Genomic DNA, 20634 nt, shown 5'->3' with positions numbered 1-20634 from the left:
TTTACCTGTTTTTAGTCATTGGCAAAACAGTTACAATGCTAGACAAGTAAAAAAATAGGAAATTATTATGATCAATGCTAAAAAAATTGAAGAAATAGCTAAACAAGTCACCGATGCTATCCCATCAAGCCTGAAAAATATGGCCAATGAATTTGAAGATAAAGCCAAAACTGTTTTGCAAAATAAATTGTCACAACTTGACGTGGTCACACGCGAAGAGTTTGATGTGCAAACACAAGTATTGCTCAAGACACGTGCTAAATTAACCGAACTTGAAGCTAAGCTAGTAGAACTTGAAGAAAAAATAGCAGCAAGCTAGCAACAAAATAGTCAGTTAATCACCAAGCGTTAAAGTTTAACCCTATGATTTTTTAAATCACTCATAAATTCATGCCAAATATTAGCAAGGACGAGATTATTCCATGTCATCATCTAAAGTCGCCTTAACATCAGGCCCCTCTGCAATTACCTGTTTCAAAGCTTATGATATCCGAGGAAAATTAGGCGAAGAATTAAATACTGATGTTGCTTATCGTATCGGTCGTGCTTTTGCCCAACATACCCAAGCAAAAACGGTAGTGGTTGGTGGTGATATTCGTTTAACCAGTGAAGAATTAAAGCAGGCACTGTCTGAAGGCTTAATGGCGGGCGGCACTAATGTTATCGATTTAGGCCTAGCGGGTACAGAACATATTTATTTTGCCACTAGTCACTTAGAGTGTGATGGCGGCATCGTCGTGACCGCAAGTCATAATCCTATTGATTATAATGGCATGAAGTTAGTACGTGAAAACTCAAAACCCATTAGTGGTGATACTGGCCTGTTTGATATTCAAGCCCTTGCTGAGCAAAACGACTTTGTTGAAGTAGCTGATAAAGGTACTTTAACAACGATTGATATTACCAAACCTTATACCGAGCACTTGTTAACCTATATTGATAACAAAAATATCACACCATTAAAGTTGGTAGTGAATGCCGGCAATGGCACCGCAGGTCCAGCGCTTGATGCCATAGAAAGCGCGTTTAATGCCTTAAATGTACCTGTTGAATTTATTAAAGTACATCATCAACCCGATGGCAGTTTTCCTAACGGTATTCCTAATCCACTATTAATAGAAAATCGTGCCGCGACGCGTGATGCTGTCATTAAACATGGCGCTGATATGGGCATTGCTTGGGATGGTGATTTTGATCGTTGTTTCTTATTTGATGAAAATGGCGACTTTATTGAAGGTTATTATATTGTTGGTTTATTAGCAGAAAACTTTTTAAGTAAAATTGACGGTGATAAAACACAAGCCAAAATTATTCATGACCCAAGGTTAACTTGGAATACCATCGATATTGTCGAAAAATCGGGTGCACAAGCTATTCAAAGTAAAACCGGCCATGCTTTTATCAAAGAGCGCATGCGTAGTGAAGATGCTATTTATGGTGGTGAAATGAGTGCTCATCATTATTTCCGCGATTTTTTCTACTGTGATAGCGGTATGATCCCTTGGTTATTAATTGCCGAGTTACTTTGTTTACGTAAGCAGCCATTATCAAGTTTAGTGAAAGAGCGCATCGCGGCTTATCCATCTTCAGGTGAAATTAATAATAAAATTGTCGACCCTAAGTCTGCTATTGCTCGTGTGCTGGATTTTTATCAAGCCCATGCGCAAGTAATTGATAAAACCGATGGTATTAGTATGGAATTTGGCAATTGGCGCTTTAATTTGCGTAGCAGTAATACCGAGCCAGTGGTTCGGTTAAATGTTGAGTCTAAAGGCGATAAAGCCTTGATGCAGGAAAAAACTGCGCAAGTATTAGCTTTATTACTAGCTGAGTAGTCTTTTTATGGCAGAGAGCTTAATGGCCCAAAGTGTAGATTTTTCTTACCGTGAGCTTTCATTTACTGAGTTTACTCATAGCTATAAAAGCACTATGCCTAAAGCGAGGTTATTTGAGCTAACCTTGCCTTGGCTTACAGCAACTGCAGCCTTTATGCTCCCTGAAAACAGCCAAGTACTGGTGCATTGTCTATTTCAAGTCAGCAAAGGACAAGAGCCAGTATTAAGCATTGCTTGGCCTTTGGTTCACAACCAAGCTGAGAAAAAGATAACGTCACTAACCAGTTTTTATTCTGCGGTGGCCGAGCCCATCTTCTTTTCCTCACCAAGTAAAGCAAGTATGGCGCAACTGCTCACTTATATTCAGCAACATCACCAATGGCATAGTATGCAGCTCGGTGCTTTTGAAGAAAGCCTAATCAGCCAAGCTCTTCTTGAGTCTTTTCCTTATCAGCGGATTTTTTCTAGCACGGACAATGTCTATCAATCAGGCATCAGTGATTACGTCAGCTATTATCAACAAAGGCCCAGTCAATTACGTAATACTATAAAAAGGCGTGAGAAAAAACTGTGTAAAGCGCACCAATACCGCATCGAAATAATTACTGAACTTAGCGGGTTTTCCTCGGCGTTTTCGGCTTATAAAAATATTTACCAACAAAGCTGGAAGGGTGATGAGTTTAGTTTCGATTTTATTGAGCAAGTATCTCTAGCTGCGTTACAGGAAAATAAATTACGTTTGGGGGTATTGTTTATCGATGATGAGCCAGCGGCAGCACAGCTGTGGTTCTTACAAACTAGCCATAATGATAGCGGAGCTGTTGAAGCAACGGCCTCTATTTTTAAGTTAGCTTATGCACCTAAATATCAAATGTATTCGGTCGGCTCTATTTTATCGTTAGCTTTATCTGAACATGTCATCAGTAAAGATCAAGTCACAGCTATTGAGTTTGGTATGGGCTCTGAGCCCTATAAACAGGATTGGTTGAGCGCGAAAAGAACACGACAAAGCTATCAAATTTTTAATCAGCATAGTATCTATGGTAAGTTAGCTATTATTCGCCATCTAGTGCTACCGAGGCTAATTAAAATATTCACAAGGAAAAGTAAGTAAATAATGACTTCTGCACCATTTACCGAGAAAAATAGCGAGCAAATAAGTGAACAAACTACTGCGCAACTGATTAAGTTATTAATCGCTATTATTCCAAACTATGAAGAAAGTTTCTGGCATGTCGATACCGAACTTTTTGGCGCCATTGCTGAGTTTGATTCAATGACTTTAGTCACCTTGATCGGCGAAATAGAAGAGTCTTTCGATATAAGTCTTGATGATGATGACATCAGTGCGGAGAATTTTGCTTCCGTGGCTAGTTTGACCGAATTAGTCCTAGAGCGTACTTAAGCACTTTTGGCCATGATATCGACTCATGTTGAATTTTATCAAGGCGCGAAAGGGCCATTATTTCGCATAATACGTACTCCAGAGCACGTACTTGCTCATCTGCTATTTATTGCTCCCTTATTCGAGCAAGCAAATCAAACCCGCCACCATATTACCCGTTCAGCTATTAATGGCTATCACCAAGGCTTGCAAACTATCGTTTATGATCACTATGGCACAGGGGACAGTGGTGGTGAACTAGTCGAGGCTAGCTTGGGTTTGTGGCAGCAAGATATTTTACTCCAGTTAGAAAACATCAAAGCTAATTCAGTACAAGCGATTTACCTCTCCTTACCCTTATCGGCGGTATTATTATTATCGGATGAAATATTAAGTCTTGTTGATGGCTTGATACTTTTGCAACCAGACTTTAACGGTAAACGCTTTGTTCAGCAGTTTAAGCGGTTAGCACTAGTAACTAAGTTAACGCAAGCTGATAAGAAAAACTCCGCTGAAATGAATGGCCAAGAGAACCTTGATATTGCCGGTTATACCATAGACAAAAAGCTGCTCGAACAGTTCGCAGGGCAGAGTTTATCTCAGCTAACAAGTTTTAATGTCGATTGCTATTGGTTTGAATGGTTGGCCAATACAGATGAGTTGAGCCCAGGCCGACTAAAGCAGCAGCAAGCACTAGCCAATAAAAATAATAAACTGATTGTACAGCAGGTAGCCGCGGTTAAATTTTGGCAGGCAACTGAATTACAACTTAGTACGGAGTTTTTAGTGCAAGAGCAGTTAGCTTTTAGTCAGTTACTATCGAATTCAGCGGAAATAAGCTGATGATAGAGCAAGGTGTTATTTTTAATAGTCAGGGTAAACAATTAATCGCTATTGAACATTTGCCCAGCTCAGCAATAACATCAGTGACCAGTAATCAGCAACAGCCTAAGAAAGGTTTAATCATTGTTGTTGGCGGACCACAAACCCGTGTTGGTAGTCACCGACTGTTTGTTTATTTGGCCAGGGCGTTAGCTAAACAAGGCATCACAGTCTTTCGTTTTGACTATAGTGGTGCTGGTGATAGCGAAGGTGAATTGAGTAGTTTTACTGAAATTCAACATGACATTGATGCTGCTATTCAAACCTTTAAAACACGTCATAGTGATATAACTGAACTGGCTTTATGGGGGTTATGCGATGCGGCATCGGCCATTTTGCTTTACCTTAATGATTACCCTGCAGAAGACAAAATAAAGCAGTTATTCTTGATCAATCCTTGGGTCAGGCAAGCCGAAACACAAGCACAAACCTATCTTCGTTCGTATTACCTTAAACGATTAATGAGTAAAGCATTCTGGCGGAAACTGTTTAGTGGGAAAGTGCAAGCACAAGTAGCGTTTACCGAAATTAATCAGTTCCATCAGCAAGGTAAAGTAAGTAATAAAGTTCACCTTGAGGACAATTTTGTTACTCAAATGCTACAGGGCTTGGACAAGTTTACTGGTCAGAGTCATGTCATTCTCAGTGGTAATGATTTAACCGCAGATGAATTTAAGTTATTAGTTAAAAGTAATAAGCATTGGCGCCAGATAATGGCTAGCGCTACTATAACTCAGCAAGTCATTAGCCAGGCTGATCATACTTTTTCGCAACAGCAAAAGAAAAAGCAACTGATAGCATTTACCGTTAATACTTTAGTTAAGTAAAATAGTTAACCTGAACTCTGGATAATGAATGTCATATTACTTATACAAAGCTCAGGTAAGTTAACAGTTCGTTAAAAAATTCACTTGAGTTATGTTACATGTGTTAGTAAATGCTTTACAATTAGCCAAGTAGATAAATCAGCAGAATAAATCTAGAAACTTTTAAGGAAGCAAGATGAAAATAGGGATCATCGTTGGCACTCGCCCAGAAATAATCAAAATGGCGCCCGTTATTCGTGAATGTAAAAAACGGGGTATTGCCTATTTTATTATCCATTCTAATCAACATTACTCTGAAGAGATGGATAGTATCTTTTTTAAAGAACTAGAATTACCTGCACCAGATTATAATTTAGGTGTTGGTTCGGGTTTACATAGTAATCAAACCGGTAATATTTTGATTGAGATGGAGCCTATCTTAATGCAAGAAAAACCTGATGTAGTGCTGGTACAAGGCGATACCAACACTGTACTTGCTGGCGCATTGGCTGCATCAAAGCTTGATATCAAGGTCGGCCATATTGAAGCAGGCTTACGTAGTTATGATCGCACTATGCCAGAAGAAACTAACCGCATATTGACTGATCATATGAGTGAGTACTTATTCGCCGTTGGTCCTAATCAGCATGCTATTTTGGCAAAAGAAGGTATTGATAGCGATAAAATATTCACTGTCGGTAATACCGTTTCTGACTCTTTATTTCAGCATTTAGATATTTCAGCTAGCACCAGTACTATTTTGGCAGACTTAGGGGTATCGTCAGGTGAATTTTTCTTAGTTACCGCTCATCGTGCGGCCAATGTCGATGTCATGGCAAACTTATTAGAACTGTTGGCATTATTTGATAAGTTACATGCAAAATACAGTCAAACTATTGTCTGGCCAATTCATCCAAGAACCCAAGCTAAACTGAAAGAATTCTCTATTGAATTGCCGAGCTATTTACAGCTTATCCCACCCATTGGTTACTTAGACTTTATTCAATTACAAAAACATGCTCAGCTTATTTTAACCGACTCTGGCGGCATTCAAGAAGAAGCTTGTTTATTAGGTGTTCCCTGTATTACTTTACGCGAAAACACCGAGCGTCCTGAGTCTATTGAAGTCGGTGCTAACGTATTGGTAGGCCGTGATGCCGATAAAGCGTTAGCTGCGGCAGATAAATGGCTTGCCAATGATACCGGTAACTTTAACTGGGATAATCCTTTTGGTGATGGTCATGTTGCTGAAACTATTTTAGATATTATTACTAATTCAGTGCCAAATACTCTTGATGCTGAAATTATTGCTAAGCACGAAACATTGAGTGTTATCGGTATGGGTTACATGGGTTTACCTATTGCTAGCTTACTAGCTGAAGCCGGTTATAAGGTTACCGGTGTTGATTTAAATAGCGATAAAGTTGCCGCTATTAATAAGGCGCAATGCCCCTTTGATGAAGCCGGTTTACCTGATCTAATTACTAAGGTTGTTTCCCAGGGCTTCTTAACAGCCAGTACTGAAATACCTTCAAGCGAAACCTATTTAATTGCTGTGCCGACACCACATAAAGATAACAGCTGTGATCGCAGTTATGTTTTTAGTGCTGTCGATGCGATTGCGAAAGTGGCTAAAAATGGTCAAACCGTTATTGTTGAATCAACTATCTCACCACAAACAAGCTTAGCGGTAGTGCAACGTTTTGCCGAAGCAGGTTTAACTATTGATGTAGTTCATTGTCCGGAGCGTGCTATTCCAGGACAAACCTTGCATGAGCTTGTGCACAACGACAGGATCATCGGTGCAGCCAACCCAGCAGCACAGCAGAAAGTTAAAACGATTTACCAAAGCTTTGTTAAAGGCGAAGTGTTTTTAACAGATTTAACCACAGCCGAATGTATCAAGTTAGTTGAAAATACTTCGCGGGACGTTGGTATTGCTTTTGCCAATGAGTTATCACAAATCTGTGCAGAGCTTGAAGTGGATGTCTATGAAGTTATTCGTCTCGCTAATCGTCATCCAAGAGTAAACGTGTTAACACCAGGCCCAGGTGTCGGTGGACATTGTATCCCAATAGACCCTTGGTTCTTGGTTGAAAAAACCAAAGCGGGTGAGCTTGTCCGTTTAGCCCGCGCGATTAATGATAAACGTCCAAGTATCGTTGCCCAGCAAGCCTTGGATTTATTGGCGCTATCAGCGAGTTCATTGGCAGGAAAAAGGATTGGGATTTTGGGCGTCGCCTATAAAGCCAATGTTGATGACTGCCGTGAATCACCTGCTGATGCCATTCATCAGCATTTTATTCAAGCAGGAGTAGCAGTGAACTATCATGATCCCTTCGTACCTAGCTGGCATTGTGAGCGTCAAGAGTCGCTAACAGCCATTGATGATTGGGCTGATGTATTAATCTTGGTTACCGATCATGAGTGTTATGGCAATTTGGCGTTAGCTACGCCACTGCTTAATACTCGAGCATAAAAATAGCCCATTAGCTTTGCTGTTAATGGGCTTTATTTTTTGTTAGCTTAAAATATAGATCAAGTTTGCCAAGACGATAGCTAAGGTATTAGCTTCAATAATAATTAGAATAGCAAAAGGAAATTCGAGATGAAATTTGTAAAAGCCTCTCTCTGTTTAAGTATCGCACTGGCACTTACTGCCTGTAGTGAACAAGTCTCCGATGAATCACATCTAGAAAATGCCAAAAGTTATCTCAGCAATGAGCAAATAAACGCAAGTATTATTGAGTTAAAAAATGCTATTCGTGCCGATGGAAAAAATGCTGAAGCACGATTTTTACTGGGTAAAATCTATTTGGATTTAGGTGATGGACTTGCTGCAGTAAAGGAACTTGAACGAGCTCATCAGTTTAACTATGCCGCTAATAAGGTCGTGCCATTACTTGCTCGAGCATATACTTTAACGGACAGCGATGCTGATGTTTTGGCCTTAAGTGATGAGGCGGAAAAGTTGGCTAATGAAGAGCAAAGCCATTACTTAGCTTATAAAACCTTGGCGGCATTGCGTAGTGAGCAACCTGAACAGGCAAAAGAGAGTGCCGCTGTAGCGCAGTCTATTGCCAATCAAAGTTTATATAGCATGTTGGCTATGGCTTATCTGCAATTGGCGGAGAATAACTATGATGAAGTGAAAACCTTAATTTCACGGATTTTAGCCATAGATGCTCAGCAAGTCGATGCACTTATGTTGCAAGGGCAAGTATCAATGGTGACTAAGGACTATGCACAAGCAGCGCTAAGTTTTAAAGAATATTTAGATTTACAGCCTCGTTCAGGCATTGTGCAATTATTGTTAGCGGATGCGTTACTTAAGTCAGGTCAAGATGAAGAAGCTGAAAAGTATGCCGATGCCATCTTAGTCCGAATTGATAGCCAACCTTTTGCCCATTATATAAAAGCCATGGTTGCTTTTAATAGCAAAGTATTTGATAAAGCCAGTGAACATGCGGAAAGGGCATTATCGGCGAATTTTAACCAAGCTAATTTAAGATTAGTCGCGGGTGCTAGTGCCTTTTATCTAAAAAACTGGCAACAGAGCCATCGTCATTTATCTACGGTGGTTAAATACTTGCCGAAAGATCATCAAGCTAGGCGCATGTTGGCTGTTACCCAGTTGGAACTTGGTTTCGTTGATGAAATAAGTGCCACAGTAGGTGATTTTTCAGCAAGCCGAGAGGGTGATGCACAATTTCTTTCTTCATTAAGCTATAAACTACTAGAGTTAGGCGCAATGGCGGAAGCAAAAAAATTACTTGAGCAAAGTGCAGCGACTACTTCTACTAATGCTGGAGATAACGCTAGGCAGGGTATTTTAAAGTTGATGATGAATGACCCCTCAGGTATCCAAGACTTGCAAGATGCGGTTAAACTTGATCCAAGCTTTATTGAGGCTGAGTTAGCATTAGCTTATGCTGCGCTACAAAATAATGATATTAAACAAGCGCGTGAGATAGCCATTAAATGGCAGGATAAATATCCTGAAAAATCTGGTGGTTATAACTTAATGGCAAGTATTGCCATTAAAGAAAAAAAATATGATAAAGCAGAGCAATCGTTAAAGCAGAGCTTAACGTTAGAACCCGATAATATCTTCGCACTTACTGAGCAGCTTAGGTTAGCTCGTCAACAAAAAAATGAAACTTTGAGTAAAGAGCGCGTTGATTATTTAATGAAACTTGCGCCAAGCAATAATAAAGTCTTGCGACATTACTTTGGCATCTACCGTAATGAAATGGCATTAGAGAAATTACAAGCAGCCTACCAAGCGGATAACAAGGATATTAACAAAGCGATATTAGTGGCTGAAGCTCTGGTGAGTTTAGCGCAATATAAGCAAGCCGAAAATTTACTGACTGACTTTGCCGATATGCCTAAATTACCAAAACGCTATTGGCAATTAGTGGTGTTTAACCATAGAAAACAGCATGACGGTAAGAAAATGGAATCGGCTTTAGATAGTTGGTTAAAAGCTAGCCCATACCATATAGAGCCTGTGGTGCTATTAGCCGATTTACATGCTAACCGTGGTAATAATGAGCGTGCCTTGAATGTAGTGAAACGTGGTTTAGATTATCATCAAGATAATTTGGTGTTACAGCTGGTAAAAATGCAATTGCTGCTTAATAGCCAACAAATTACACCGGCTAAAAGTCTCTATAAAACATTAGCTGTTACCGGTATTAACGATGCGTTAAAACAAGGCTTTCTTGGGCGGATTCTACTGTTAGAAGAAAAGCATAGTCAAGCAGTACCTAAACTAACCAAGTTCTATCAAGTTTACCCAAGTAGTCAAAATGCCGTATATTTAGCGGGTGCTTATATGGGCAATAAAGAAGAGCACAAAGCGGTCAAAGTACTAGAGCATTATTTAACTATAGAGCCTAATGACAGTCGTATTAAAACTATGCTGGCGGGTATTTACTTAGAGGACGACACCAATAAGGCCATTGCTATTTATGCTGACGTAGTTAAAAATCAACCGAAAAATGTTATTGCTCATAATAATTTAGCTTGGCTGTATTTAGAGCAGAGTAAACTCGATAAAGCATTAATACATGCAAAAGAGGCTTTTGCCTTAGCGCCTCACATTCCAAATATTGCCGATACTTACGGTAAAGTGCTGCTTAAGTCGGGTGATAAAAGGGCGGCATTAAAATATGCCACTAAAGCTTCTGATTTAGCTCAAGGACAGGATATTGATATCCAACTTAATTATATTGAAGCACTGATTGCCAATAGTAGAGCAAATGAAGCAAAAGACTTATTAAGTAAAACATCTCCGCAAACAGATGAGCAAACTGAGAAAAAAGCTCAATTACAAGCACAATTATAATTAGCTTAACTGGCAACAAAAGCGACTGCTACGACAGTCGCTTTTTTTATAGTCGCGAGGAATATGGCTTCATTTTGTCAAGTTACTATTACCCTCGCGCTAACTCAAAAAATCAGCTCTAAATGCCAATAAAGGATTTATCATGAATAAAATAATAATTACATCAGCAATAACCTTGGCGCTTACCTTGAGTGCTTGTAGCGAGCAAAAGACTGCCGAACAATTAATGGCAAGTGCAAATGTGTTTAGCCAACAGGGTAAATTTGCTACGGCTATTATCGATTATAAAAACGCTGTTAGATTAGACCCGAAAAATTCTGCTGCTAGGTTCGGGCTTGGCAGGGCGTACCTTAACCAAGGCAACTATATTAGTGCCGAGAAAGAATTAGAAAGAGCGGTGGCCCTTGGCGCAAGTTTTGCGCAAACGGCAACACTATTAACACAGGTAAAAACTCGTCTCAATAAATCTGAAGAAGTTGAGCAATTGGTCAGAGCAAGTGAAGACCTCAATGATAGTGACTATATTGTGATCTTGACCTATGCCGGCATGAGCGCGCTAACGGATGGGTTAGTGACTAAAGCACAAGATTATTTCTCTCAAGCGGCTGCAATTAATCAAGAGAATGTTTTTAGTCAACTTGCTAGTGCCTATTTACTTTACAGTGAAAGAAAGTTCGCTGCAGGTCTAGCGCTGAGCAATAGCTTGCTAGCAGGAGATAGCTATTTTTTCGAGGCATTGCTGTTACAAGGCTATTTAAATTTTGCCTCAAATAACTTTGAACAAGCAAGCCAGGATTTTTCGCGCTATATAATTGCTTACCCTTATGATAATAATATTCGTTTTTTTCAGGTGAATACCTTAATTAAAGCGCAAAAATTTGCCCAAGCAAGTACGCTGAATGATAGTTTATTAAAGGCTTTTGAAAATTCACCACTCGCCTTGCAATACAAAGCTCAAATTGCCTTTCAACATGGTAATTATATGTCCGCTAGGGAGTATGCGAGTCAAGCTGTTGGTCTTAATGATACTTTTGTCATTGCCAAAATGATTGCTGGAGTTAGCTCTTATAAGCTTGATGAATTGGAGCAAGCTTACGGTTATTTGATTACTTTGGAGAGTCTGTTACCAACAACACATCCTATTAATGTTATTTTATTATCAATAAAAATTAAACTAGGTCACACCGATGATTTAGCCTTGTCGGTGGCTAAATTGAATGAAATAAAAAATAATGACAGTGATAGCTACTTATTACAAATCACCAGTGCCGAGTTAATGAAGGCTGGGGACTATGCTAGTGCACAAACATTAATAAATAAAGCTGTACAGGTATCGCCCAATAATGCTGCTCTACAAGTTCAGCAAGGCTCTTTATTACTAAGTCAAAGAGATTTATCCGGAATTAAGTCGTTAGAGCAAGCACTAACTATTGACCCAAGTTTACACGATACCGAGTTCGCTTTGGCTCGTCAGTATTTGCGCGGTAATGAAGTCGCTAAGGCACAAGTTATTGCCAATAAGTGGCTAGACTCTGACAGTCATCAGGTGTCAGGCAATATCTTAAACGGACTTATTGCCATGAAGTTAGAAAAGGTAACTGCAGCGGAAAAATATTTTCAAAATGCTTTGAAAATAGCACCTAAAAGTATCAGTGCCATTTATAATTTAGCAATCGTTGCCGCTTTTCATAAACAAGCGACAAAGGCCATTGCTGGCTTTAAAGAGGTCATCGAGCTTAGCCCTAATCATCATAACGCTATTCGCCGCTATACTGTTTTGCAAACAAGGCAGGGACGTTCTGCAGAGGCTATTTTATTTTTAAATGCGTTACATCAGCAAAGTTTACTCAATGGTAAGCCTATCCATAAGAATTTAGTTATGGGTTTGGCTCAAAACCTACGTATTAGTAAGCAGGTACCTGCAGCCATTTCATTGTTAGAATCGATCAAAAGTGAAAAAAACTTGTCGCCACGTTATTGGGCAGTCTTGGCGGCTAGTTATACGCAAATGCATCAGTTTAAACGCGTGTTAACTACCTATGAACAGGGTTTAAAAGAGCATGGGAAAAGTTATATTCTTCGTGTAGGTTATATTGGCACACTGGAAAAACTAAAACAATTTTCACCGGCCTTAGCGTTAACTAAAAAGGCAAATATAGATTTCCCTGACGACGATAACTTGATGACCATGCGAGCCTATTTAGAGCTAGCTAACAATAATATTCAAGCCACTAAGCAGCAATTAAAAGTATTAAAAGATAAAGGTGTCTCTAACAATATAATAACCATGACAACAGCTAAGGTTGCGATACAAGAAAAGCAATATGATCTAGCAATTGAACTTTATAGTGAATTATATGAGCAAGTGCCTAATAGCACTGGAGCCATTAACTTAGCAAGAGCCTTGCAGTTCTCTAAGCAAGGCGCTGAAGCTGAATTGGTTTTAGAAAACTACCTTACTAACATTGTTAACGATAATAGGGTGAGAATGTTACTTGCTGAGCTTTATGACATGAACAATGTCGATAATAACAAATCAACCAAGATCATTTCTACCTACCAACAAATTGTCAAGGATCAACCTAATAATTTAGCTGCGTTGAATAATCTCGCTTGGCAGCAGTATCAAAGTGACGATTTAGTTAATGCGCAATTGAATATCGAAAAAGCCTTGTATTTAGCACCAGATAATAATGCTATAGCAGAAAGTTATGGGGTGATTTTAGTTGCTAATAAGCGCTATGAAGAGGCGATTGAAGTGCTCGTTAATGTCATTAATCAAGGCTCAATAGATATCAGTGCTAAAGTGAGCTTGGCAGAGGCCTATATTGCTTTGCAGCAGCATAAACAAGCAAAGCAGGTCTTATCTGGTTTGAGTGCCCATGATAGTAAGTTAAATGTAAAAATAGCTAAGTTGAAGCAAGAGGTAGAGCAATATTAAGCTAGTTATGCAGGTGCCAGTCACTGTCAGTAAATTTTACAAGTTTGTGACTTGCTTAATAGCTGTATAAGGCAGTAAGTAGTTTAACTTATGATTTATAAGCGAAATGGTGAAAGTTTTCGGTTTGGCATAAAAAATGCTTAGTACGTGGAGTATTATAAAAAACTTTGAATATCTATAAGGAAATTCTATGAACTTATTGAAAACTATTGCAGCAGCGTCGGTAATTGCACTGGCAAGCTTTGGTGCTAATGCATCACAAATTACTTCTGGTGGCATTACTTGGGATCCTGATTTTGATAATGGATTTTTTAGTGATTTTACTTCGAATGGCTTTTTTAAACAGTACTATGTTGCGGGTACTTCACGAAATGGTATTACTGCAGGTGATATAATCACTGATTTTAGTTTGGTAACTCTTGCAGACACTTTGCAAGGTTATGGCTTTTTAACTAGTTTAAATGGTCAAAATCAGGGCGAATATTGTGTGACTTGTCAGATGTTAACTTTCACTTTTACTGACTTCGAACTTGTGAATCTAACAGGTACTGGCTCACCAATATTCTCTGGTGGTAGTGCTGCGGTTTATGCTGATACTGGTGGTTTACCTACTGATTATGCTTCGGCATCGGATGATGTACTTTGGTTAGAATTAGAGGCTGTGATGAATCCGTTAGCAGGTGATGGTGCCGGCTCTACTATAGATGTAGCAGGCAATGTAACTGATGGTGCATTTGGTAATGCATATTTTAATGTTATTGGTGGTTTAGTTGCTAGTAATTTTGATACCAATGGTCAGATTTTTGGTAGTGACTTAGCTTATAGCTCTGTTCGTACTGGAGGCACTGATGCCGGTACATTTATTATGAATGGTAACTCTATTCCAGAGCCAACTAGCTTAGCTATCTTTGCTTTAGGTCTTTTAGGCTTAGCTGGTGCAGCTCGTCGTAAAGCTTAATGCTGAAGTTATATTGATTGAATTGGTAACCTAGTTATCCGTTTAATTGAAAATTTAAAACCTCCATTAGGAGGTTTTTTTATGTCTAAACTTTAGCAATTACCATATAAAGTGTTTAGCTAGTGGTGACAACAAAGCTAACAACGCTAGGTTGAAAATCACCGACAAAAAAGCCCAGTTTAACTAAGTTAAACTGGGCTTTTTACAGGACTGATTTTATTCGGACAGAAAAAGCGGAAGCTTATTTCATGTTAGCGTAGTAAGCCGCTAAATTCTCTATATCAGTAGGAGAAAGCGCCATAACCATACCTTTCATGGTCGGGTCATTACGTTTTCCTGATTTAAAATCGGTAAGTTGCTTAACAAGGTAAGCTTCTTTTTGACCAGCTAAGTTAGGGTAAGTTGGTACCGCTGAAATGCCAGCAGCGCCGTGACAAGCCGCACACATCATTGATTTAGCTTTACCGGCTTCTGCGTCACCAGCAAATACAGGCGATGCCATCATAACTGTTGCTGTTGCCACAGCAAGCATAAGTTTATTCATAGTTTCACTCTCTTTGGTTCAAAGGTATTTGTAACCAAGGTAAAATGCAAGCATGCTACTCAAGTTACAAAGATAAAATCCTATCTTGAGTATATGGAAATTAGACTTACTTGTCGTTGATTTTTTTGTTAAAACCCCTGATTAACATCAAACTTTCATCGTATAATTAGCCATATTCGATAAGATAATAAAATGGTTTATTATGATCCCTGAAACAAACTCGCAGAGTATTAAGTCGCTCACATACCAAGCAGACCATCTCAGCGTTTATTTTGAAAATGACTGGTACCAAGAAAACATTGCAGCCTTAATAACGTTACTATTTTCGTCAATCATGCCTGTTACTATTCAAGAGAAGATAATTGGCGCAGACCGAGAAAATATTCGCTTTTCTTGGCAAGAGCATTATTTTGTGTTGAATTTTGATTATTATAGCCAATCTTGTTGGTTAGAAGGGTTAGGTAGTAAAAGCACTGAATATTTAGTTAATTTATATGCGGCGCTAGAAAGATAATGGTTAGCAACAAAAAATGTTTTGACAAGATCTTGATTAGTGCCTGCTTTCTAGGTGAAAGAGTACGCTATAACGGTGTAGTTAAAAGCTTAGTCAGTCAATTGCTAAGTCAATGGCAGCAACAAGGTCGTTTTATCTCTGTATGCCCTGAGGTTATATCAGGCTTACAAGTACCAAGACCTGCAGCAGAAATAAATCCTAAGACCAAACAAGTACTAACTATTGAATCCGTTGATGTTAGCCAGCAGTTTGAGCAAGGAGCTCAGCAGGCCTTAAGTTTATGCCAGCGGCATAATATTCGTTTTGCCTTACTAAAAGAGTCAAGTCCATCCTGTGGTAGCAATACCATATATGATGGTTCATTTAGTCAAAAAAAGATTGTTGGTGAGGGCATCACGACAAAACTGTTGCGTCAACATGGTATTCAAGTGTTTTCCGAGCATTCCCTTGCTCAGCTACAGCTATTATTGGACCAGTAAGTTTGCAGTTAATTCTGTCTAAATTGGATTGTGATACTGTTGATAGCAAAGCCTATGAGTGCAGGAGCTTACTTAATGGGTAGACTTGGCCTCAGAACTGTTCCGTTTAAACAGCTGAAATAAAAAACTACTTGCAGGTCTGACCAGTATGGATAACAATGCAAACATCAATTAATTTATCAAAGACGCTACTTATGGCTAATCAGTTTAATAATATTGTATCAAAAATCAATTCAGCACCTAGCTTTCTACGCTCTTTTTTATTAACAAAATTGTTCACCAGTAAAGTTAAATTTGCCGGGACAAGCGGTATTAAAATTAATGAGATTACAAACCATAAAACGCAGTTGTTTTTAGCTAATAAAAAATCTGTACAAAATCATATTGGTGGCATACATGCCATTGCTGCGGCTGTGCTTGCTGAGTCAGCAACGGGTATTGTTTTTGGTATGAATGTGCCTAATTCAAAGTTGCCCTTATTAAAGTCTATGCAAGTCAATTATCAAAGGCGTATGCAAGGGAGTTTAAGTGCTGTAGCTCAGTTAACCGATGAGCAAATTAAACTGATTGAACAAGAAGACAAAGGTAGTGTCTTTGTGCCTGTAACTATTGAAGATGAATCAGGGCAATCCCCGATAGAGTGTCAGATGGAGTGGGCATGGGTAACTAAAAAAAGTGGCAAAAAAAACACTAGCTAAGAGCAAACTAAAGTTGTAAAGCTTAATTTCTTACTTGCCTATATACCCGTTACCATTCAAAGTGCTCGATTTCAGTGGGAATTTAAATGACTTTAGACAAGGAGAAGAACGTAAACATAGTCAGTCTATATTTTTGTTCTTTAACGCTACATAAAGTCATTTAAAACCCATCGCAGAAGTGCTTGAACAACATCACTTCATCGTTACATCAATTTGAAATGGCGCTACATGGATGTAGCTTAGAAGAGAATGCAGGAGCATATTCTCCTGAATAACCATGGCTACATTGATATGCCTTGAATTGAAATTGCTCAAGCACTCTGAAACATGCATCTTGAATGGTAACGGGTATATGGTATAAAATATTGTTCAAAGGAACTGAACTATGTTGATGAGTAATGACTACAAATAAAACGGATAAAAACGCTGCTAATTTGCCTAGAAAGCAAATACTTGTAGCGCCTACTAACATTGCTAGTAAACCATTGCATCAACACTTTAGTGGCTATTTACTGGCAATATTATTGATTGTTGGTGCCGTATTATCTTCAGCACTATGGCTTTCGTTTCAGCAAGCTAAGCTATCTCAAGCGTTAATAAGTGAGCAGCTAGTACCCTTACAAAGACAACTTATACAACAAAGCTATCTGAGTAAAGCGAATAAGACTATTGCTGAAATATTACAAAGCGTCAATACGAATGACGTTATAGCCTTACAACAACAGCTGGCTTTGCAAAGTAAAAAATTGTCATTATTAAAATCGCAGCATAAAAACACTTATCAACAATGGTTTACTCAGAATAATGCTGCTACGAGCCTTATAACCCGCATTGAAGCTAATCAGTTAAGAAATATACAGTTAAAAGCTAAATCCTTAATTCAGCTCGATACTTTGCTTGATGCCCTAACCATCCAAGTAGAAAATCAAGATATGGACTCGAATAAAGTACAGCTATTAACGGAGTTACATCGAAAATTAACCAAAATAGTTACTCTGCTGACCCCGCTAAGTTTACAAACTTCGCTTGGGACATTCGAGCAATTACGTCAGCAAATCGATGAAGTATTTATTGCTGATTATGCTAATAAATTAGCGAGTCAGCAGCATGAAAGCCAGAGTATGGCTGATATTGTTAGAGACCTTATTCACTTTGAAGATCTTACTTTAACCGCTGGTTTACTGTCAAAGTGGCAAGGGAATTTGCGTTTGATGGCTGATTATCAGCAAGAAAGGGTCTCTCAGCAACAGAAATTGCGTATTATTCTTGCTGACTTATTAGAAAATAGCCAAGTCCCTAACTCAACAATTCATCCTCATATCGCAGCGGATAAAGAAACTATAACGGCTCAACGATTACCAATATGGCAATGGCTTATATTTGCTACTAGCTTGGTGAGCATTTTTGTTTTGCTATGGTTAGTGCGAGTAAGGATTAAGCTTGCTAGTCAATACAGTGTTAATTGTATTACTCGTGCCTTAGACGGCGAGTTTAGCCAGTTGAACATAAAAGATAAAAGCATTTTCATGCAATTTTATCAGCATAGTTTTCATACTGAGGAGTCAGAGCAGCTGATAAATAAAATAGTAAAAACCTATGCCAGTAATTATAGCGAGCAAGAGTATCTAGCACTAAGTGATAAAAACCAGCAGCTTGCAGGGGTAATCGTTAACCATAATGCGGTTCAAGAAAAATTAAATATCGAGTTAGAGCGAATCAAACTGAATGCCTCAAAAAAATATCAAGCACAATTATTACTTGAGCAACAACGAGGTAAAGTACTTTACTTAGCCGCTATAAAGCAACTAGTGCTATTAGGGCGTAGTGCTATTACCTCGAGTATTAGTACTAGCCATGAAGGTGAGCCAGGGAATTATTTACATTATGCTCACCTTCAAGGCCGAGACTTAGCTTTAAAGCTAAGGCAAGCGAGTTGTTATCGTTACTTGCAAAGTAGTGACGCCGTACTTACCTTGAGTGATGTCAATCTTGTTGGTCAAATCCAAGCAATTTTATTTAATCTAGATGCCCAGTTATACCGAGGTAAAAATAAGTTACGATTGAACATTGATAAAAAAATTCTTGCCGAAGTAAATCTCGATGCCGAGCTCTTTGCAGAAATGTTTGCAGCTTTTATCCAGCTGCTATTGTCTAAGCAGATTGATAGGCACTTAGAGCTAAATTTACGTCTAGTTGATAAAAATAATGGCCAACAAAAAATATGTTTTAGTGGTCAGGTAAAAGGTGGCGATAAAATTGAGCAATTGCCGCAAGTACTACACAGTTTTATTGATGAAGAGGCCGAACAAAATGAGCTTAGCCAGTACTTTAAAACATTATTGCACTACCAGCATGGTGATAATGTTAGCGCTAACTTAGCCGAACAGGGCTATCAGTTCAGTTTCACACTGCCGTTGGCGATTACTAAAATTACAGAGCAAAAAAGTTATCCTGTGCTGTCATTACCAGGGTATGCAGTGGGTATTGAAAAATCTTGTCTAACATTAGCTGCTAAATATTTGGTTATGCCGATAGAGGTATTGCTAGCGGTACAAGAGCCGATTAAATATCAACGCTTGCAACAATTGTTGCAAGCCATAGGCTTACAAATTACTTTTGTAAGCTGTGCATTGATGTTAGAAAAAAATTGGCAAAGTGGTCGTTTTGCTATTTTGTTGACTGAAATTGACTGCTTAGCTTTTACCAGTTTTCTGGTGGATGAAGGTGAAGATAACTCAGGGCAATACGCCCTTACGAGAGGTATTTTTAGCTTGGCCAGTTCTGTAGGTTTTTCCAAAAATCCGGTAGGGTATGCTCATTGGCTGATGGGGAGGTTAAATGCGGATAGTAGCGTCGATGAATTAATTACTGCAATGCAACCTTGGCTCAAAGAACAAGTAAGTAGCGAGCTTACCCCGAATAATAAGGCACAATTGATACCAGGAAAAGTTCTTGCGTTTAGAGATAAGCAAGATGAAAATATTGTGACAGCAGCAGCAACTGATTCGCCAAGCTTTGATTTTGACCAGTATTTGCAACACCAAGGTTCAGCTGAGTTAGCGCTTTATATGATAGAAGAATATACCACTGAAAATAGCCAGTTAGTGGCAAAGTTAAGTCATGCATTTAGCATAAACGATGCTCACAATGCTGATAGTGCTATCCAAGCATTACAGGTTAACGGTAAAATACTGGCGGCAGATAACTTACTGCATTTATGTCAGCATTGGCAACAATTGCTAAATAATAAAAACTTAGATAACAGTGAACAAATACAAATAATTCTCTTGAGTAAAACAAAACAAGCGGTGCAAGCGATCAGTCAATATGCAGATGCCATCGTCTAGGTTAAGTTTATGGTAGTAAGCCTTCACATAAATTTATAGGGAGTATCTTGAATAGTAATAAGAAAATAAGCTTAACTAACAGCCCATGTGTTAGAAATTGCTGTTTAGATGGTGATGATATTTGTTTGGGATGTTTCAGGCACATTGATGAAATAGTAGCGTGGCGGAGCTATTCTGAGCAAGATAAGTTGCAGGTTGCAACCCTATGCCAACAAAGACGAGAAAATAGTGAGGATAACTCTTAGCAATACTTGTTACGTAAGTTATCATGCTTCTGCCCAAGTGCCCAAGTGCCCAAGTGCCCAAGCAAGTTAAGTAAATAATCGAATTTTTAAAAGGACTTTTTGTGATTAATAAGAAAACCCTCAAGTCAATGCTCTCCTTTAGCGAGAACCAGCATCCCGGCCCCAGTTTTATCGTTATCTATATTGCTACTTGGCTTGCCTGGCATAATCAATTATTTACCAATTTCATCAATACTCAGGGCGATTTTTTTACTAAAGTGTCAGCCGCGTTGTCCGCTATTGAAGACAATCAATATATTGTTGTGTTGTTACTTACCTGTTTAATTTTTATGGTTCGTCTTGGCGCGAATTATTTAAGCTTTAAATCTAGGGAGTTGTTAAATTCCGCCGATGATGATGCCGTTAATGCAAGAGACGATCAAAATTTTGCAAAAAATACAGATATTGCGAACTTGATGGCGACCCTAACAAAAACTCGACAACAATTAGCTGACACAAGGGCACGTGAGAAAAAAGCACTTACTGAGAAAAATAATGCCATTAAGAAGTTATTAAGTGTGCAGCATGAGCTAGATGAAGCAAAAGCGGATATCAATATGTTAAATAAAAGCCAAGCTAGCTAAACTTAGAGCCTAATGCTTAGGCACC

The 20634-nt window shown here is 38.7% G+C and carries 17 protein-coding genes; 16 read left to right on the top strand and 1 reads right to left on the bottom strand.

Annotated elements, in window-relative coordinates; all coding sequences use genetic code 11:
- The first annotated feature begins 67 nt into the window (after positions 1–67).
- The 10 genes from HRT55_RS13070 (at position 68) to HRT55_RS13025 (ending at position 14159) form a co-directional block, all read left to right on the top strand.
- Positions 68–319 carry an accessory factor UbiK family protein gene (locus HRT55_RS13070; protein WP_291612525.1) on the top strand — a complete coding sequence of 84 codons (252 nt, stop codon included), beginning with the start codon at positions 68–70 and terminating at the stop codon, positions 317–319.
- Between the two features lie 103 nt (positions 320–422).
- Complete coding sequence (locus HRT55_RS13065; protein ID WP_291621928.1) at positions 423–1835, top strand: phosphomannomutase CpsG; 1413 nt, start codon at positions 423–425, stop codon at positions 1833–1835.
- A 22-nt stretch (positions 1836–1857) separates the two neighbouring features.
- On the top strand, positions 1858–2949 hold the full coding sequence (locus tag HRT55_RS13060; RefSeq protein ID WP_291621926.1) for a GNAT family N-acetyltransferase: 1092 nt from the start codon (positions 1858–1860) through the stop codon (positions 2947–2949).
- A 3-nt stretch (positions 2950–2952) separates the two neighbouring features.
- A complete protein-coding gene (locus tag HRT55_RS13055; RefSeq protein ID WP_291621923.1) occupies positions 2953–3240 on the top strand; it encodes a phosphopantetheine-binding protein in 288 nt (95 codons plus the stop codon).
- A gap of 12 nt (positions 3241–3252) precedes the next feature.
- A complete protein-coding gene (locus HRT55_RS13050) occupies positions 3253–4062 on the top strand; it encodes a hydrolase 2, exosortase A system-associated (protein WP_291621921.1) in 810 nt (269 codons plus the stop codon).
- Entirely contained in the window at positions 4062–4928 is an 867-nt protein-coding gene (locus HRT55_RS13045) for a hydrolase 1, exosortase A system-associated (RefSeq protein WP_291621919.1), read from the top strand. Before HRT55_RS13050 ends, HRT55_RS13045 begins: the two co-directional genes overlap by 1 nt.
- Positions 4929–5103: 175 nt before the next feature.
- Positions 5104–7386, top strand: a complete 2283-nt coding sequence (wecB, locus tag HRT55_RS13040) for a non-hydrolyzing UDP-N-acetylglucosamine 2-epimerase (RefSeq protein ID WP_291621917.1) — start codon at positions 5104–5106, stop codon at positions 7384–7386.
- A gap of 129 nt (positions 7387–7515) precedes the next feature.
- The gene (prsT, locus tag HRT55_RS13035; protein WP_291621914.1) at positions 7516–10260 is read left to right on the top strand and encodes an XrtA/PEP-CTERM system TPR-repeat protein PrsT; all 2745 of its coding nucleotides are present in this window, start codon (positions 7516–7518) and stop codon (positions 10258–10260) included.
- 142 nt (positions 10261–10402) lie between these two features.
- A complete protein-coding gene (gene prsT / locus HRT55_RS13030; protein WP_291621912.1) occupies positions 10403–13201 on the top strand; it encodes an XrtA/PEP-CTERM system TPR-repeat protein PrsT in 2799 nt (932 codons plus the stop codon).
- 190 nt (positions 13202–13391) lie between these two features.
- Positions 13392–14159 (top strand): PEP-CTERM sorting domain-containing protein, encoded by a 768-nt coding sequence (locus HRT55_RS13025; RefSeq protein WP_291621910.1) that lies wholly within the window; start codon positions 13392–13394, stop codon positions 14157–14159.
- A 241-nt stretch (positions 14160–14400) separates the two neighbouring features.
- On the opposite strand, the gene HRT55_RS13020 is transcribed toward HRT55_RS13025, so the two are convergent.
- The gene (locus HRT55_RS13020; RefSeq protein ID WP_291621908.1) at positions 14401–14703 is read right to left on the bottom strand and encodes a cytochrome c; all 303 of its coding nucleotides are present in this window, start codon (positions 14701–14703) and stop codon (positions 14401–14403) included.
- Between the two features lie 202 nt (positions 14704–14905).
- Between HRT55_RS13020 and HRT55_RS13015 the strand changes: the two genes are divergently transcribed.
- The 6 genes from HRT55_RS13015 to HRT55_RS12990 all read left to right on the top strand — a co-directional run bounded on the left by HRT55_RS13015 (position 14906) and on the right by HRT55_RS12990 (position 20609).
- Positions 14906–15217 (top strand): DUF3630 family protein, encoded by a 312-nt coding sequence (locus HRT55_RS13015; RefSeq protein WP_291621907.1) that lies wholly within the window; start codon positions 14906–14908, stop codon positions 15215–15217.
- Entirely contained in the window at positions 15217–15696 is a 480-nt protein-coding gene (locus HRT55_RS13010) for a DUF523 domain-containing protein (RefSeq protein ID WP_291621905.1), read from the top strand. The genes HRT55_RS13015 and HRT55_RS13010 overlap by 1 nt, the downstream gene beginning before the upstream one ends.
- Before the next feature lie 158 nt (positions 15697–15854).
- A complete protein-coding gene (locus HRT55_RS13005; RefSeq protein WP_291621903.1) occupies positions 15855–16394 on the top strand; it encodes a DUF4442 domain-containing protein in 540 nt (179 codons plus the stop codon).
- A 398-nt stretch (positions 16395–16792) separates the two neighbouring features.
- On the top strand, positions 16793–19741 hold the full coding sequence (locus HRT55_RS13000) for a hypothetical protein (RefSeq protein ID WP_291621901.1): 2949 nt from the start codon (positions 16793–16795) through the stop codon (positions 19739–19741).
- 47 nt (positions 19742–19788) lie between these two features.
- Positions 19789–19986 (top strand): DUF1289 domain-containing protein, encoded by a 198-nt coding sequence (locus HRT55_RS12995; RefSeq protein WP_291621900.1) that lies wholly within the window; start codon positions 19789–19791, stop codon positions 19984–19986.
- Positions 19987–20087: 101 nt separating this feature from the next.
- Positions 20088–20609, top strand: a complete 522-nt coding sequence (locus tag HRT55_RS12990) for a hypothetical protein (RefSeq protein WP_291621898.1) — start codon at positions 20088–20090, stop codon at positions 20607–20609.
- Positions 20610–20634: the final 25 nt, after the last annotated feature.

It is taken from the genome of Colwellia sp., assembly GCF_013214175.1.
Taxonomy (GTDB): Bacteria; Pseudomonadota; Gammaproteobacteria; order Enterobacterales; family Alteromonadaceae; genus Colwellia.
This window is presented reverse-complemented; position numbering and strand designations above follow the sequence as displayed.